Source organism: Bacillus sp. YKCMOAS1 (assembly GCF_030268125.1).
GTDB lineage: Bacteria > Bacillota > Bacilli > Bacillales > Bacillaceae > Bacillus > Bacillus safensis.
Genome location: NZ_BSEI01000002.1, coordinates 395,705 through 411,747, shown reverse-complemented (window position 1 = coordinate 411,747; position 16,043 = coordinate 395,705). Strand labels below are relative to the sequence as shown.

General features: G+C 41.9%; 15 protein-coding genes and 1 other annotated feature. Of the genes, 3 read left to right on the top strand and 12 right to left on the bottom strand.

Going from position 1 to position 16,043, the window contains the following annotated elements; all coding sequences use genetic code 11:
* The first annotated feature begins 75 nt into the window (after positions 1-75).
* Positions 76-330, top strand: a complete 255-nt coding sequence (locus tag QSJ46_RS06875; protein WP_024423008.1) for a DUF2624 domain-containing protein — start codon at positions 76-78, stop codon at positions 328-330.
* A 48-nt stretch (positions 331-378) separates the two neighbouring features.
* On the opposite strand, the gene QSJ46_RS06870 is transcribed toward QSJ46_RS06875, so the two are convergent.
* Together QSJ46_RS06870 and QSJ46_RS06865 are read right to left on the bottom strand one after the other, a co-directional pair.
* Entirely contained in the window at positions 379-1,272 is an 894-nt protein-coding gene (locus QSJ46_RS06870) for a deoxyribonuclease IV (protein WP_047202314.1), read from the bottom strand.
* Positions 1,273-1,281: 9 nt separating this feature from the next.
* Entirely contained in the window at positions 1,282-2,601 is a 1,320-nt protein-coding gene (locus QSJ46_RS06865) for a DEAD/DEAH box helicase (RefSeq protein ID WP_024423009.1), read from the bottom strand.
* Positions 2,602-2,756: 155 nt separating this feature from the next.
* Between QSJ46_RS06865 and vrrA the strand changes: the two genes are divergently transcribed.
* Complete coding sequence (gene vrrA / locus QSJ46_RS06860) at positions 2,757-3,461, top strand: VrrA/YqfQ family protein (protein ID WP_212040018.1); 705 nt, start codon at positions 2,757-2,759, stop codon at positions 3,459-3,461.
* Between the two features lie 157 nt (positions 3,462-3,618).
* Positions 3,619-4,563: a 4-hydroxy-3-methylbut-2-enyl diphosphate reductase gene (locus QSJ46_RS06855; protein WP_212040019.1), complete on the top strand. Its 945-nt coding sequence runs from the start codon at positions 3,619-3,621 to the stop codon at positions 4,561-4,563.
* 37 nt (positions 4,564-4,600) lie between these two features.
* On the opposite strand, the gene QSJ46_RS06850 is transcribed toward QSJ46_RS06855, so the two are convergent.
* From QSJ46_RS06850 to glyQ, 10 genes are all read right to left on the bottom strand, one after another.
* A complete protein-coding gene (locus QSJ46_RS06850; RefSeq protein ID WP_107163350.1) occupies positions 4,601-5,722 on the bottom strand; it encodes a Nif3-like dinuclear metal center hexameric protein in 1,122 nt (373 codons plus the stop codon).
* Entirely contained in the window at positions 5,715-6,431 is a 717-nt protein-coding gene (locus QSJ46_RS06845; protein ID WP_073979119.1) for a tRNA (adenine(22)-N(1))-methyltransferase, read from the bottom strand. The genes QSJ46_RS06850 and QSJ46_RS06845 overlap by 8 nt, the downstream gene beginning before the upstream one ends.
* Before the next feature lie 120 nt (positions 6,432-6,551).
* Positions 6,552-6,911, bottom strand: a complete 360-nt coding sequence (cccA, locus tag QSJ46_RS06840) for a cytochrome c550 (protein WP_034280134.1) — start codon at positions 6,909-6,911, stop codon at positions 6,552-6,554.
* A 301-nt stretch (positions 6,912-7,212) separates the two neighbouring features.
* The gene (rpoD, locus tag QSJ46_RS06835; protein ID WP_008342392.1) at positions 7,213-8,334 is read right to left on the bottom strand and encodes an RNA polymerase sigma factor RpoD; all 1,122 of its coding nucleotides are present in this window, start codon (positions 8,332-8,334) and stop codon (positions 7,213-7,215) included.
* A 204-nt stretch (positions 8,335-8,538) separates the two neighbouring features.
* Positions 8,539-10,368: a DNA primase gene (gene dnaG / locus QSJ46_RS06830; protein ID WP_024423015.1), complete on the bottom strand. Its 1,830-nt coding sequence runs from the start codon at positions 10,366-10,368 to the stop codon at positions 8,539-8,541.
* A 33-nt stretch (positions 10,369-10,401) separates the two neighbouring features.
* Positions 10,402-10,902, bottom strand: a complete 501-nt coding sequence (locus QSJ46_RS06825; RefSeq protein ID WP_269773153.1) for a YaiI/YqxD family protein — start codon at positions 10,900-10,902, stop codon at positions 10,402-10,404.
* 261 nt (positions 10,903-11,163) lie between these two features.
* Positions 11,164-11,985 (bottom strand): pyruvate, water dikinase regulatory protein, encoded by an 822-nt coding sequence (locus QSJ46_RS06820; protein ID WP_008342399.1) that lies wholly within the window; start codon positions 11,983-11,985, stop codon positions 11,164-11,166.
* A 25-nt stretch (positions 11,986-12,010) separates the two neighbouring features.
* Positions 12,011-12,649, bottom strand: coding sequence for a transcriptional regulator CcpN (gene ccpN, locus QSJ46_RS06815; RefSeq protein WP_039180035.1), 639 nt, complete (start codon positions 12,647-12,649; stop codon positions 12,011-12,013).
* A 167-nt stretch (positions 12,650-12,816) separates the two neighbouring features.
* On the bottom strand, positions 12,817-14,862 hold the full coding sequence (gene glyS, locus QSJ46_RS06810) for a glycine--tRNA ligase subunit beta (RefSeq protein ID WP_107163347.1): 2,046 nt from the start codon (positions 14,860-14,862) through the stop codon (positions 12,817-12,819).
* Positions 14,855-15,742, bottom strand: a complete 888-nt coding sequence (glyQ, locus tag QSJ46_RS06805; RefSeq protein WP_012010611.1) for a glycine--tRNA ligase subunit alpha — start codon at positions 15,740-15,742, stop codon at positions 14,855-14,857. The genes glyS and glyQ overlap by 8 nt, the downstream gene beginning before the upstream one ends.
* A 112-nt stretch (positions 15,743-15,854) precedes the next feature.
* Positions 15,855-16,032, bottom strand: a binding site (T-box leader).
* Positions 16,033-16,043: the final 11 nt, after the last annotated feature.

Genomic DNA, 16,043 nt, shown 5'->3' with positions numbered 1-16,043 from the left:
TTCACAGAATAAAATAAAATTTTTTGCACATTTTCCGTTTTCGCCCATACATTGTTACAGAGGGGAGGAATGGAATTGATTTTAATCCAAAAAATTGTCCTGCAGCGGCTCAATCAGATCACAGCAAATGATCTGTTAAGGTATGCGAAACAGTATGGTGTCAGTTTAACGTCACATCAAGCAGCTGAGGTTGCCAAACTCATGAACGGGAAAAACATCAATATTTTTAATGATTCAGAGCGTAACCGGCTTCTTAAGCAAGTGGAAGCGATTACTTCTAAACAGACAGCACAGACTGTGAATGATTTGTTTAACCAGTTTACAAGTTAAGCAAAAAAGGGCCGCATTTAGCGGCACCTCAACATGTTGCATCCTTTTTTACTGACCCATAATTTTGTCTAGTAAGCCTTCATCAAATTGCTTTTCTTTCAGCATCGCAATTTCGAATTTGTAAGGTGGTTTTTTGTTCTTTTTATCTTCACCTACATAAGGCGTTTCTAGAATTTTTGGCACATCTTGAAGCTGCGGATGATGCACAATATAGTTCAGTGCATCGAAACCAATTTCACCAAAACCGATATTTTCATGTCGGTCTTTTCTTGCGCCTTGTACGTTTTTACTGTCATTAATATGAAGAACTTTGATTCGGTCAATACCGACGATTCGGTCAAATTCTTCTAATACACCATCAAAGTCACTCACAATCGGGTAACCAGCATCGTGCGTGTGACACGTATCAAAGCAGACAGAAAGAGCTTCGTTATGTGTCACGCCGTCGATAATTTGGGCAAGCTCTTCAAAGCTTCTTCCGCACTCTGATCCTTTTCCTGCCATTGTTTCAAGTGCGATTTGAACCTCTTGACCTTTCACAATGACTTCGTTTAAGCCTTCAATGATTTTTTGAATCCCTGCTTCTGCCCCTGCTCCAACATGCGCACCTGGGTGAAGAACAATTTGTCTTGCACCTAGCGCTTCCGTACGCTCGATCTCAGAGCGCAGGAAGTCTACGCCAAGCTCAAATGTCGCGGGATTCACTGTGTTTCCAATATTGATAATATACGGAGCATGGACGACGATATCTGTCATGCCGTGCTCTTTCATATGCGCTTGTCCAGCTTCAATATTGAGGTCTTCGATTTTTTTGCGGCGCGTATTTTGCGGTGCACCTGTATAAATCATAAACGTATTCGAACCATAAGAGGCAGCTTCCTCACTCGCTGCAAGAAGCATATGTTTTCCGCTCATGGATACATGTGAACCAATCTTTAACAATGTTTCCCCCTACTTTCCATTACGCTTTGACTTTCTACGTTCCTGTCTTTTGATTTTATCCATCTCACGTGTCATTTTCTTTTTATATCCAGGTTTGACGGCTTTCGGTTTTCTCACAAGACGTTTTGCTTTTTCTTCAATTTCATTTGGTGCTTTTTTACGTCTTTGACGCTTCAGACGGTCATCTGCATCTCGCCATTCACCATGAACAATGGTTTTGTTTTCAAACACAACGCCCATTTTCTCAATTTGAATGAGTGCATCCTCATCAGCCAGCTCATAAATGGTCATGGCAATTCCAGATGAGCCAGCACGAGCTGTTCTTCCAACGCGGTGCACATAAAAATCAAGATCAGATGGTAGCTCATAGTTAATCACGTGGCTGACGCCTTTAATGTCAATTCCGCGAGCTGCAAGATCAGATGCCACAATATAAGTGAACTCCAAATCTTCAATTTGTTTCATGACTTTTTTACGTTCGCGCGGCGTTAAACCGCCATGAAGCACACCGATTTTCATTCCTTTTTCTTGTAGGAACGATGCGATTTCATCAACAGTTGTTTTTGTATTGGCAAAAATAATCCCTAAATATGGCTGTACATTCGTCACCATTTCATGGAGCAATTTTAATTTATCACGCTGTTTAGATGGAACTAAAATATGCTGAATGTTTTCTGCTGTAATCCGTCTTGGTTCAACATGCGCATACTTTGGATTGTCCATATATTTTTTCAGGAAAGGCTTTAGTTTTTCTGGGATGGTTGCAGAGAACACTAGCATTTGCAACTGTTCTGGCATTTGTGCACCAATACGGTCCACATCTTCTAAAAATCCCATATCCAGCATTAAATCCGCTTCATCAATGACAAGAGAGGTCGCTTTGTAAACATTCAGCGCCTGCTCATGAATGAGATCAGCAATACGTCCAGGTGTGCCGACAACCAAATGCGGCTGGTTTTTTAGCTTTTGAATTGATTTCTGCTTGTCCGTTCCGCCAATGTAAAGCTTTGCTTTGATCTCTTCTTCTGGAGAAGCATTCTTTAAAATCGTTTGAGCTTCTTTGAAAATTTGATTGGCTAATTCTCTTGTAGGCGCAGTAATCACGACTTGTACCTGCTCTTTGCTTGGATCAATTGAATGAATCAGCGGCAGTAAGTACGCATGAGTTTTTCCTGTTCCTGTTTGTGACTGGCCAATCACGCTTTCTCCTTTTAAAACAGCAGGGATGATTCTTTTTTGAATATCAGTCGGCTCATAAAAGCCTAGTTCATGAATAGCATCTATAATAAAAGGCTTTAATTCATATGTCGTAAATTTTGTTTCTTTCATGTTTTCACTCCTTAAGGCAATGCCTTTTTGCTCATCTCCTCATTATAGCTGATTTTCAGTAAAAAAACCATGTCCGCTTTTCCTACAGGAAACCAATTGATGCTTCCTTGCATAACCTATGAAGAGAAAGAGAATGCAGTAAGGGAGGTACAAGTATGTTAGGGCAAAGGCCTATGGGCGATTTTCAGCCGCGCCGCCCCTCACGCCGGCACCTTGGAAATGGCGGACAGCCCCGAATGTTTCAAAGAGGGCAGCAGCCTCCTATCCAACAGCCTTTTCAAGGGCAAGGCAATCCATTTCAGCAAATGATGCCTCGCTCCCCGTCTGTACAGGGAGGCGGTTTACCCGGGATGGGCGGAATTCCAGGAGGTGAGAGCCGTGCACTAGGCGGCGGAGCAGGAATTAAAGGCATGCTCTCTAAATTTCTTCCTGGCGCAGGAGGAGCTGGAGTCTCTGGAGGTGGTGCGGGATTACAAGGAATCCAGAGCTTCACGAATCCTGCGACTCTCTCAAGCATGTTAGGAAATGTTCAAAAAGTGCTCGGGATGGCGCAGCAATTTACGCCAATGATTCAGCAATACGGTCCTTTAGTGAGAAACTTACCTGCAATGATTAAACTGTACAGCCAGCTTGGCAGTGCGGACGATGATGAAGCAAATGCAAATGACGATGATGCAGAATCAACGGAGACCAGCGCGGAAACAGAAGTGCCCGAGGAAGAAGCACAACCTGATGAAATAGAAGAAAATGTTGAACCCGAAGACATCCTTGTCAAAAAAGCAGCACCACACACATCACCTGCTCCTGAAGCAAAACCGAAAAAAAGATCTGGCAGCTCTGTTCCAAAACTATATGTCTAGTGATCTTTTAACGGCGAAGTGTTCACTGCGTATAACAATCTTTGATATATACGCTTACTTTGGCTATAATGGAAGCAAGAGAATGATAAAAAGCCGTTTTTTACGGCTTTTTATATTGTTCTTCTCTAGCAGCACTTCCCTACAGGAGGACGAATAAATGAATGTAATTAAAATATCGCCGCGTGGCTATTGCTATGGCGTTGTGGATGCAATGGTCATTGCTAAAAATGCCGCACTTGATAAGAACTTGCCACGCCCAATTTATATATTAGGTATGATTGTGCACAACAAACATGTCACTGATGCCTTCGAGGAAGATGGAATCTACACACTGGACGGACCAAACCGCTTAGACATTTTAAAGCAGGTAGAAAGCGGAACAGTCATTTTCACGGCTCACGGCGTTTCTCCTGAGGTTCGTCAAATCGCAGAAGAAAAGGGCCTTGTCGCCATTGATGCGACCTGTCCTGATGTCACGAAAACCCACGAACTCATTTCAGAGAAAACAGCCGATGGCTATGACATTATTTATATTGGAAAAAAAGGGCATCCTGAGCCAGAAGGAGCTGTCGGAGTAGCCCCTGACAAGGTACATCTTGTCGAAACAGAAGCCGATATTGAGTCGCTCGATCTAACATCAGAAAAACTGCTCATCACGAACCAAACGACGATGTCTCAATGGGATGTCCACGATCTGATGGAGCTGATTAAAGAGAAATACCCTCACGTCGAGTATCATCAAGAAATTTGCCTTGCGACACAGGTGCGTCAAGAAGCTGTCTCGCAGCAAGCTGGTCAAGCCGATTTAACCATTGTTGTCGGCGATCCAAAAAGTAATAACTCCAACCGTCTCGCACAAGTGTCAATGGAGATAGCCGGAACGCAGGCTTACCGTATTGGCGATTTAAGTGAACTCAAGCTGGAATGGCTGCAGGGCGTCAAAACCGTTGCTGTTACTGCTGGTGCTTCAACACCAACACCTATTACAAAGGAAGTCATTCGTTTCTTAGAAAACTATGAACCGGATGATGAAACGACTTGGAAGATTGAACGAACGGTTCCTCTTTCTAAAATTTTACCTCGCGTCAAAACAAAGAAATAAGAAAACGTCAGAGCATATCCGCTCTGACGTTTTTTGTTTACATAAATTGAAATGGGTTTGTGTTTGATTCAGAAACAAAGAGCTGTACGTCATACTTTTTATTTGCACATAGCGATTGAAGCTTCGCCTTTACGCCCTCTTTCATAATCTTTTCAGCATAATGCCCTGGGTCCACTACGTTCAGCCCAAGCATCATGGCATCATGCGCAACATGGAAATAAAGGTCTCCTGTCACATACACATCTGCACCCATTCTTTTCGCTTGATAGATGTATTTATTTCCGTCTCCGCCAAGCACCGCCACTTTTTTCACTACAGCGTCTTGATCTCCTACAAAACGAGCACCATTCACATCTAGCTTCGTTTTCACAAATTGTGTGAAATCTCTAAGTGTCATAGGCTCATTTAGCTTTCCAATACGGCCAAGGCCTTTTTGAATAGGAGGAAGATCTGTCGTGTGTACACTATAGGCGACTTCTTCATAAGGATGTGCTTTGATCATGTCGCGAATCACTTGTTTTTCTATACTTGCTGGGAAAATGGTTTCAATCCGCACTTCTTTCACAAATTCTAATTGACCCGACTCCCCAATAAACGGCTTAGCTTCTTCTGATGGCAAAAAGCTGCCTGTCCCTTCATTTGAAAACGCACAATGGCTGTAGTTGCCGATATGTCCTGCGCCCGCATTTCCTAAAGCTGTCCGGATGGCCTCTTCAAACTCTTCAGGGACATACAAAGCAAGCTGTTTGATTGGATCCTCGTATGTCGGCACTAACACACTTGTGTCCTCAAGCTCTAAAGCCTCAGCAAGCAAGTCATTGACTCCTCCATCAGCTACGTCTAAATTCGTATGTGCCACATATACCGCAATATCATGTTTGATACATTTTTCAATGATCCGTCCAGCTGGCTGATCTGTCGCTACATGTTTTAATGGACGAAAAATCGGCGGATGGTGCGCAATAATGAGATCCACTTTTCGCTCGATCGCCTCATCTACTACATTCTCTAATACATCTAGGGTGATCATCACATTACTTACTTTTTTATTTAATGTTCCAATCTGGAGACCAATTTTATCACCTTCCATGGCATATGCCTTTGGTGAAAATTGTTCAAACAATTGGATGATTTCATGCCCGTTTACTGTTTTAGCCAACAGTCAAAACCTCCTTTAACGTCTTTATTTTCGCATTCAGCTCTTCAAGGCGCTCTTTGTTTTCTTCTGTCCGTGCTGCCTGCTGAATTTGACTTTCTATCTTCTCCATATGCTGAAGCTCTTGCATCCACTTGCGCTGGAAGACGTCATTTTGCTCTTTCGCAAGAAACGGACCAACGAGCATGCCTGCTTCAAGTGACATTCCTTCATAAGCTTTATCTTTATCGCCTTTTTCTGCGATGATGATTTCGTATATTTTGCCGTCCTCTTCTAAAATGACTTCATCCATCAATTCATACCCCTCTTGATAAAGCCATAAACGAATATGGTGGGCATGGATATTCGGCTGAAGAATGAGCCGCTCATGGCCTGCGAGCTTATGCCTTCCATCATTTAGAATGCTTGCGATGAGTGCCCCGCCCATACCTGCAATCGTCACTGCATTCACTTCGCCTTTTTCAATGACTTCAAGGCCATTTCCTTTTCTGACCGATATCTGTTCATCTAATTCAAGTCTATGTACTTGCTGCTGCGCCGATTGGAGCGGTCCATCGGTAATCTCACCAGCAATGGCTTTCACTGCTTTTTGATGCAGGATCGCATAGCATGGCAAATAGGCATGGTCTGAGCCGATATCAGCGAAGACTGCCTCATCTGGTAAAAAGTCTGCGACTTTTTTTAATCGTTTGGATAAATTCATTTCATTCATACGTATCACTACTTTTCTTTAATGTTCATACTTGTCTATCTTATATAAATTATGGACTTTTTAAAAGTCGTTTTCAAATGAAAAAAGCTCTTCTTTTGAAAAAGAGCTTTTTGTGTAAGATTATTTAATTTTAGACACCCATTCCGCCATTTCATCGAGCTTTTCATTCGGAATCAGCCCGCCTGGCATCCCGTTGCCGCCTTCTTGAATTTTCTTCTTGATGTCAGCCACTTCAAGCTTGTCTCCAACACCTTTTAAAGCAGGACCTGCGCCGCCTTCATAGTTTTCCCCGTGACAGCTTAGACAGTTCTGTTTATACAATTCTTCCGGCGTCGCATTTGCTGTCTCTTCTTGCTTTTGCTCCTTGCCCCCTGAGGCAATTTTTTCTTCATCTTTCAGCCCCTTCATTGATAAGAAAAAAGTGAGTCCAATACCTAAAATGGCAATCAATAAAAATGGTATAAGTGGATTCCGTTTCATTTCTTTCATCCTCCCCTTTGTGAAAACCCCTTTGAGACTATGCAAACAATTCTAATTCTACTTTAATTTTACAAAAAGTAAACGAATTATGATACAAAACTTTGGTCAAGTTCACAGATTAGACAAAAATGATTCAAGATGAGAAATGAAGCCTCCAGCACATTTAGATGTATTTTTTATACATCTTTTCTCTAAGAACGTTGCAAATTCATTTGTTATTCAGTAAAATATAATCAGATTGAAAAAAGCGTTTTCATTTTTGATAAGAAAGAACGGATCTCTTTCAAGATCCGTCCGGTTTCTACTCTAAGAAGTCTTTTAATCGTTTACTTCTGCTTGGGTGTCTTAATTTACGAAGAGCTTTCGCTTCAATTTGTCGGATACGCTCTCTTGTTACGCCGAACACCTTACCAACCTCTTCTAACGTGCGTGTTCTTCCGTCGTCTAGTCCGAAACGTAGTCTCAGCACATTTTCTTCACGGTCCGTCAGCGTGTCTAATACATCTTCAAGCTGCTCTTTTAAGAGTTCGTACGCAGCGTGGTCAGATGGAGATGTCGCCTCTTGGTCTTCGATAAAATCACCAAGATGCGAGTCATCTTCTTCACCAATAGGTGTTTCTAAAGATACAGGCTCTTGCGCAATTTTAAGAATCTCTCTTACCTTTTCTGGAGTTAAATCCATGTCTTCAGCAATTTCTTCAGGCGTTGGTTCTCTGCCTAGGTCTTGCAGAAGCTGTCTTTGAACACGGATCAATTTATTAATGGTTTCCACCATATGAACCGGGATCCGGATTGTTCTCGCCTGATCGGCAATCGCACGTGTGATCGCCTGTCTAATCCACCAAGTCGCATATGTTGAGAATTTATATCCTTTGCGGTAATCAAACTTCTCAACCGCCTTCATCAGACCCATGTTTCCTTCTTGAATCAAGTCAAGGAACAGCATACCACGACCGACATAGCGTTTCGCAATGCTGACAACGAGACGAAGGTTCGCTTCCGCTAATCTTCTTTTTGATTCCTCATCGCCCTCTTCGATCTTTTGAGCGTACGTAATTTCTTCTTTAGCAGATAACAAATTGACGCGTCCGATTTCTTTTAAGTACATACGAACAGGGTCATTGATTTTGACACCTGGTGGTACGCTTAAATCATTCAGGTCAAATTCTTCTTCCGCTTTAGCCAGCTGCTGAACATTTGGGTCTTCTGTCTCTTCGTTTTCACTAATGAGCTCTACACCCTGTTCGCCTAAGTATTCATAGTATTCATCCATTTGGTCTGATTCAATTTCAAAGCTAGACATACGCTCTGCAATTTCTTCGTATGTTAAAACGCCCCGTTTTTTACCCGTTTCAGTGAGCTTATCTCTCACCTGTTCAAAGGTTAATTCAGTTTCGGTTTCGTGGGCTTGTTTATCAGCCATTATGGATCCCTCCTTCCAAAGCTTGCAACGAATTCTAAAGTAACTTGCGATTTGCTTCCGCTCTGCTTTTCTCTCTCTATCAAACATGAGCCAAGCAAATAGGAATAAAATAAATAATGATGAAGGCAAGATGCTTGCGGTCTTATGCTCCTCCCGTAAAGGATTCATTGCCAGCCGTAAGTCCTGTCATTAATAATAGACGTATTACTTCAGCGAACGGTTCAACTGAATAATTTCTTTTGCAAGTGTTGCCGCTTTGAAGAAATCTTTTTGCCTCTCCGCTTCTGCACGTTCTAGTTCTTTTTCCTTTATCATTGACAAATTCCGATGATTCAACACTTTTTTTACATAATCACTTAATTCAGCTTCACTTAGTTCGTCTCCGACTTGAATCATCAATATATCCGTCAACAGCTGATTCATGACATCATCTTCTATCCGATTCATCAGATGCTGCGGCGTTGGTTCTTTGCCTTCTTCATACAAGGCATAAATGTACGTTGCCAGCGCCCTGTGCGAATCTATATTAAATTCAATCCCGATTCTGTCAAGTACTTTGCGGATCACGTCATCGCTTTTTAACATATGAGCAAGCAGCATTCGCTCTGCATTTTCATATGCCGGCCGCAGACGCTTTCTTCTCACTTGTGTTGACAGATGTGCACGCCGTTTTTCAAGCCCGTTTTCTTCCTGTGTGCTTTTGGTTTCTTGCCGCTGCTGCTTTTCAAACAGCTCCAGTTGTTCTTTTAATGAATCAAGTGAGATCGAAAACTCCCCAGCAAGCTGTTTCATGTAAATCTCTTGCTCCAAAGAGCCGTTTAACCGGCTGATTTCTCGAAGAACCTGCTTCATATAAGTAAGACGGTCTCCTTCGTCTGATAAGTTTTTTCCTCTTCGGAAAAAATTCATCTTAAACGTCATTAATGTCACACTTGCATCTATGATGTCATTCCTAAATTTCTCGCCGCCATATTTACGAATGTAATCATCTGGATCAAGTCCATCTGGTATCATGGCAACGCGAACTTTACATCCTCTTTTTCCAAGCAAATCTGATGCTTTCATGGTCGCTTCGTATCCGGCCGTATCAGAGTCATAGCAAAGGATGATCTCTTCTACGTTCCGCCTGAGAAGCTTTACGTGCTCTTCTGTAAGAGACGTACCCATTGTTGCAACACTTTCACCGACACCTGATGTAACAGCTGAGATGACGTCTGCAAATCCTTCAAAAAGAACTGCCCGTTCGCGTTTGCGAATATGCATACGTGCGTCATGAAAGTGATAAAGCAGCTTACTTTTATGAAAAAGCGGCGTTTCAGGACTATTCATATATTTAGGCTGCTGATCACCAAGCGATCTTCCGGAAAAAGCGATGACCGTTCCATGATGATCATGAATGGGAAACATGACACGATCTCTAAAGCGGTCAAAAAAGCCTGTGCCGTTTTCACGTTGAATCAAAAGACCAGCCTTCTCCATCATCACAGGATCAAATCCTCGTTTTTCTAAAAACTTGGTCACGAAATCCCAAGAATCAAGAGCATACCCGATCTCAAACTTGGCAATCGTTTCATCCGTAAAGCCTCTGGACCGTAAATAATCAAGTGCGTTTTGACCTTCCTTTGTATTTACCAGCAAATGGTGGTAAAATTTCTTAAGAAGCTCATGGGCCTCAATCATTTTATGATCTGCTGTGTCCTCTTGCTGAGAGGAACTCATCTGAGCATTCGCCACCTGATCAGGCAGATCAATATGGTACTTATCAGCCACATGTGAAACGGCTTCAATAAATGAGTAGCCTTCCATTTGTCTGAGGAACGAAAACACATTGCCTCCTGCACCACAGCCAAAACAATGGAAGATTTGCTTATCTGCTGAAACAGAGAATGAAGGAGTATTTTCACCATGGAATGGACAAAGACCGAAGTAATTTCGACCCTGCTTTCTAAGCTGTACGTATTCTCCAATCACTTCGACAATGTCTGCGTTTTTTTGGATCTGCTCCAAAAGTTCATCTGGTATACGTTTGCTCATCCTAATAACACTCCGTCGTACATTATTCGCCTTTTAATTTAAAAATCCTTCATGATTCGACAGGATTTTTTGTAGTTGCGCCATAAATCGCTTCTTATCCTCTTCTAAAAGCTTTTTGGGACCTTTTCCGTATACACCTTTTCTTCGCTGTTGGCTGGAAACATGCCTGCGTTCCAAATCAAAATCAATTGTTTCGTTTGTGTACATTCGTCCTCTTTCAGACAGAACAATGACCTGTCTCGGAAGCAGTAAGGAGGCAAGACCAATATCTTGGGTGACGACAATATCATGCGCGGCAGCTGAGTTGGCAATGACTAAGTCCGCTGCTTCCTTATGTGTATCTACAAACCGCCAATCTTCAAGTGGAGATCTTTTGGTTTGAAAATGCTCATATGAAGCAATGAATGTCACTGGTACTTTAAATTGAGATGCGACAGAAAGGATTTCGTCTTTTACAGGACAAGCATCTGCATCGACATAAATCGTCCTCTCTTTTTTACGTTCATTCAGGTGACTAATTCTCCATCCCTCCACCTTATTCCTGCTTTAGAGAAGCAAAAAGACCATACTTTTCCCCCATAAAGCAATCAACAGTAAAACTCATTTTGTCGAAAAGTTATGTTCAGAATCACTTGACTTCTGCCAATATTAGTTTATTCGTTCTTGACTTAACTTAAACCTAAAATCAATCATTTTATCACAATTTTTTATTATAATACAAATGCAGCAAATATGCTATTGTTTTTGTTTACCCGTTTCCCCCCATAGGAAAAACCCAGGAGGAGCATCCTGAGTTTATTCGGAACCTCTTTTGGTCAGCATTTGATGGATGACATTTGCCGTTTCCTCAACTGCTTTATTCGATACATCAACGACTTGACAGTTAATACGGTCAACCACTTTTTCAAAATACTCTAGTTCCTCTTTAATCCGCTCAATGTTCGCATAAATAGCGCGATCATTTAAACCAAGAGATTTTAAACGCTCTTTGCGAATATGATTTAGTTTGTCTGGACTAATTTTCAAACCGATACATTTCTTCGGATCAACTGAAAATAACTCTTCTGGCGGATCAACTTCAGGTACAATTGGTACGTTCGCTACCTTCAGCCGTTTATGCGCCAAATATTGAGATAATGGTGTCTTGGACGTGCGTGATACACCAATGAGCACAATATCAGCCTTTAGAATACCTCTTGGGTCTCTGCCGTCATCGTATTTCACAGCGAACTCGATGGCTTCTACCTTTTTAAAATAGTCCTCATCTAATTGACGTACACGACCCGGCTCATGTTTCGCTTCATTTCCGTATGCCGTCTCCATTTTATCAATGAGTGGACCGATGATGTCATAATAAACGACACCGTTTGCTTCTGCTTCCTCGATTAAGAATTGGCGCATTTCTGGCACAACAAGAGTAAAGCAGACGATCCCATTATCTGCTTTCGCCAGTGAAATGACTTCTTTAATCGTACCAACATCTTCTACATACGGGATTCTTCTAATATTTGAATGGTCTGATGAGCCGCCATCAAATTGGCTAAGTGCCGCTTTGACCACGAGCTCTGCCGTTTCTCCTACTGAATCTGATACCACAAAAATTACGCGATTACTCATAACATCCCCTCGCAGTCTTCTGTCATTAGATTATTTCGTTCTCCGATAAGCTGACAAGTATTTTCGTCATGTTTGTTTTCGTGATTCTTCCGACCACTTCAAAGCCTTTTTCCGTATCTTTTATCACAGGAAGTGCATCTATTTGCTTTTCAATCAAGTGCTTCGCCACATCCATAATGAAATCTTCTTTGCGGCAAACGGTGATGTTCGGCATTCTTGTCATAATAATATGGACAGGGATAGATGGAAGCTCCTGTTTCCCTATACTTGCGCGAAGGAGGTCTTTTCTTGATAATACGCCTGTTAAAATAGAGTGATCGTCCACAACGAATAATGTGCCCACATCCTCTAAAAACATCGTACAAATCGCATCATAAACCGAAACATTCTCATGTATCACCACTGGAATGGATTGAAAGTCTTTCACTTGAAGTTTTTTCAGCTTATCTGCGAGAAGCTGCGTGCCTGTTTTTCCTGTGAAAAAGTAGCCGACCCTTGGTCTTGCTTCTAAAAAGCCTGACATTGTTAAAATGGCTAAATCCGGTCTGAGGGTCGCCCTTGTTAAGTTCAGCCGATCGGCGATATGCTCTCCAGTGATCGGACCATTCTCTTTGACAATCTGTAAAATCTGCTCTTGCCGTTTATTTAACTCGATTGTACTCACCACCTTTAAATAGAGAGAGCGAAATCTTTATTTTATGTATATCATTTTCATAACTCATCATATTATAGCGCATCTTTGTCCGAATGAAACAAAAATCCACTCAAAAACCGTGAATTAAATGAGTAAAAAACGATTGCCCTTCGGAAAAGGCAACCGTTCTTAGGTATTTATTTTACAATTAAATTGTTCATGTTCGCAAATGATTGAATCACTTTGGCTAGTTTGACCATCTGTGCCAACCGATTTCGCTTCAGTTTTTCATCATCCGCATGAACCATTGTGTGATCGAAATAATGAACGATCGGTGTTTTTAACGTATCCAGTGCCTCAAGTGCCAAGCTGTATTGTCCTGCTGCTACATGTTCCTTGACAGCTTTCTCTACTTGCTGATACGCCTCAAACAGCTTTTGCTCATGTTCATTTTCAAACAGTTCAGGCTGAATCTCTGTGTCTTCGCCTTTTTTACTGATTGAAATGACGCGTCCCAATGCTTCAGCCGTTTCTTTAAAGCTTTCTTGTTTTACACTCTCTTCAAGAACAGCTGCTTTTTTGACAACTGCATATGGCTCAATATTTTCAACATCAAGCACTGCATCAACAACATCATGGCGGATATGCTCTGCTTGAAGAACATATTTTAAACGATGCGTTAAAAATTCAATTAGAGCAGCTTCATGATCTGTTTTTACTTGAGCAAGTGCTAACAGCTCTTTAAATGAAATATTCCAATGACGGTCGAGCAGGATTTGAACGATACCACTCGCTTGTCTTCTAAGTCCATAAGGGTCTTGAGAACCTGTAGGGATCACATCGATTGAGAAGAATGAACAAATAGAGTCGAGCTTATCTGCTACTGCCACAATCGCACCAATCAAAGTAGACGGCGCCTCATCACCAGCAAAGCGCGGCATATAATGCTCGTTAATGCTTCTTGCCACTTCTTCATGCTCACCAAGAGCTCTTGCATATTTCTCACCCATGATTCCTTGTAATTCAGGGAATTCATAGACCATTTGAGTCACAAGGTCAAACTTCGAAATACTTGCTGCTCTAGCCACACGTTTTGTTGTTTCTTCATCTGCTCCGACATGCGCCGCTAGACGGGTTGCAATGTCTGTCACTCTCTTCAGCTTGTCGCCGATTGTTCCAAGTTTCTCATGGAATACCACTTTATCAAGCTTTTTAATATTGTCTTCAATCACTAGTTTTTCGTCTTCTTTATAGAAGAATGCAGCATCTGATAAACGTGCGCGAAGTACTTTTTCGTTCCCTCTTGCGACATTTTCCAGCGCCTCACTGTTTCCATTTCTGACTGTAATAAAATGAGGCAATAATTCTCCTTGCTCATTTTTCACAGGGAAGTAGCGTTGATGCTCTTTCATTGTTGTCACCAATACTTCTTCCGGCAATGCAAGAAACTCCTCTTCAAAGGAACCAGACAGCACAGTTGGATATTCTACAAGATCGTTCACTTCTTCTAGAAGTTCAGGATCAACAGGAATGACCCAGCCTTTTTCTGAAGATAGCGCATTTAGCTGTTCAGTAATTAATTGTTTTCTTTTATCTGAGTCTGCAATCACAAATTGATCGCGCAAAGTTTGTTCATAAGAAGCAGGTGAGTCAATGCTGGCTGTCGTACCAAGGAAACGATGTCCTCTTGTTTCACGGCCGCTTTTCACCCCAGCAATTTCAACAGGTACAATCTCTTGTCCAAATAGACAAACAATCCATTTAATCGGACGGATATAGCGTAAATCTTCGCTTCCCCATCTCATGTTCTTTGGAAAGCTTAATGAAGCAGCGATCTCACCTAACGCTGGGAGAAGGTCTTTGACTTGCTTCCCTTCTTGAAACTTTTGGACATGGACATAATCCACTCCTTTGATCTCTTTGAAATAGAGATCATCTGTTGAAGCACCTTGGCCCCGGGCGAAGCCTTCAGCAGCTTTTGTCCAATTGCCTTCAGCATCTTGGGCAATCTTTTTAGCTGGGCCTTTTGCTTCTTCTTTGATGTCTTCTTGTTTTTCTGCGACACCTTTCACAAGTACAGCAAGACGTCTTGGTGAGTTGAATAAAGCAGTCTCTTCAAATGAAATATTTTGCGTTTCAAACCATGCTTTTACTTTCTCACCTAGCTGTTTTGTGCTCTCTGGCATGAAACGAGCCGGCATCTCTTCTAAGCCGATCTCAAGTAATACATCTTGTTTATTCATGAGAAGCCGCCTCCTCTTTTAGCATAGGGAATCCCAATTTTTCGCGTTCTTCATAATAGGTTTTGGCTACTTTTCTTGCTAACTGACGTACTCTTCCGATATAACCAGTTCGCTCAGTCACAGAAATAGCGCCCTTTGCATCGAGCAGGTTAAACGTATGAGAGCATTTGAGGACATAATCGTATGCCGGGTGAACAAGTCCTTTGTCCATTTGACTGTGTGCTTCTTTCTCATAGGTTGTAAATAGCTCGAACAGCATGTCAGTATTAGATGTTTCAAATGTATACACAGAGTGCTCATATTCAGCCATTAAGAATAAATCTCTGACCGTAAATCCGTCTGTCCATTCAAGATCGAAGACATTTTCTTTGTCCTGGATGTAAGAAGCAAGACGTTCAATACCGTATGTGATTTCAACAGAAACGGGCTTACATTCTAAGCCGCCGACTTGTTGGAAATACGTGAATTGCGTAATTTCCATCCCATCAAGCCATACTTCCCAGCCAAGTCCTGCACAGCCAAGAGATGGGTTTTCCCAGTTGTCTTCTACAAAACGAATATCATGTTTCAGCGGGTCAATGCCAAGTGCTTTCAATGATTCAAGATATAGTTCTTGAATATTGTCAGGTGATGGCTTAATGATCACTTGAAATTGATGATGCTGATACAATCTATTTGGGTTTTCTCCATATCTGCCATCAGCCGGGCGTCTTGAAGGCTCTACATATGCTACCTTCCACGGCTCTGGGCCGATGCTTCTGAGGAACGTGTATGGACTCATCGTTCCGGCACCTTTTTCTGTGTCATACGCCTGCATTAATACGCAGCCTTCATTTGACCAATGCTTTTGCAGCGTCAAAATCATGTCTTGAATATTCAATGATCGCACCTCCATCTTTTCTACACCAACCGCTATGTATGGCGGGTGGGATTAGAACCTTGTAAGAGAACACAAAAACTCCCGTCTCTATGCTCGCAAGGTTCTTTGCAAACATAGGGACGAGAGTTTTTCCCGCGGTTCCACCCTATTTGCTGGTGTCGTAGCATCCAGCCGCTTTGTTTTACGCTGCTCAAGAATGCCTTTCGTTACGCCTCCATCCTTAGCTCACACCGCCCTAAGGTCGCTTTTATGGATTTTACGTAAGTACTTCTTTCTGTCAATGCAACATATTTTATCTTAG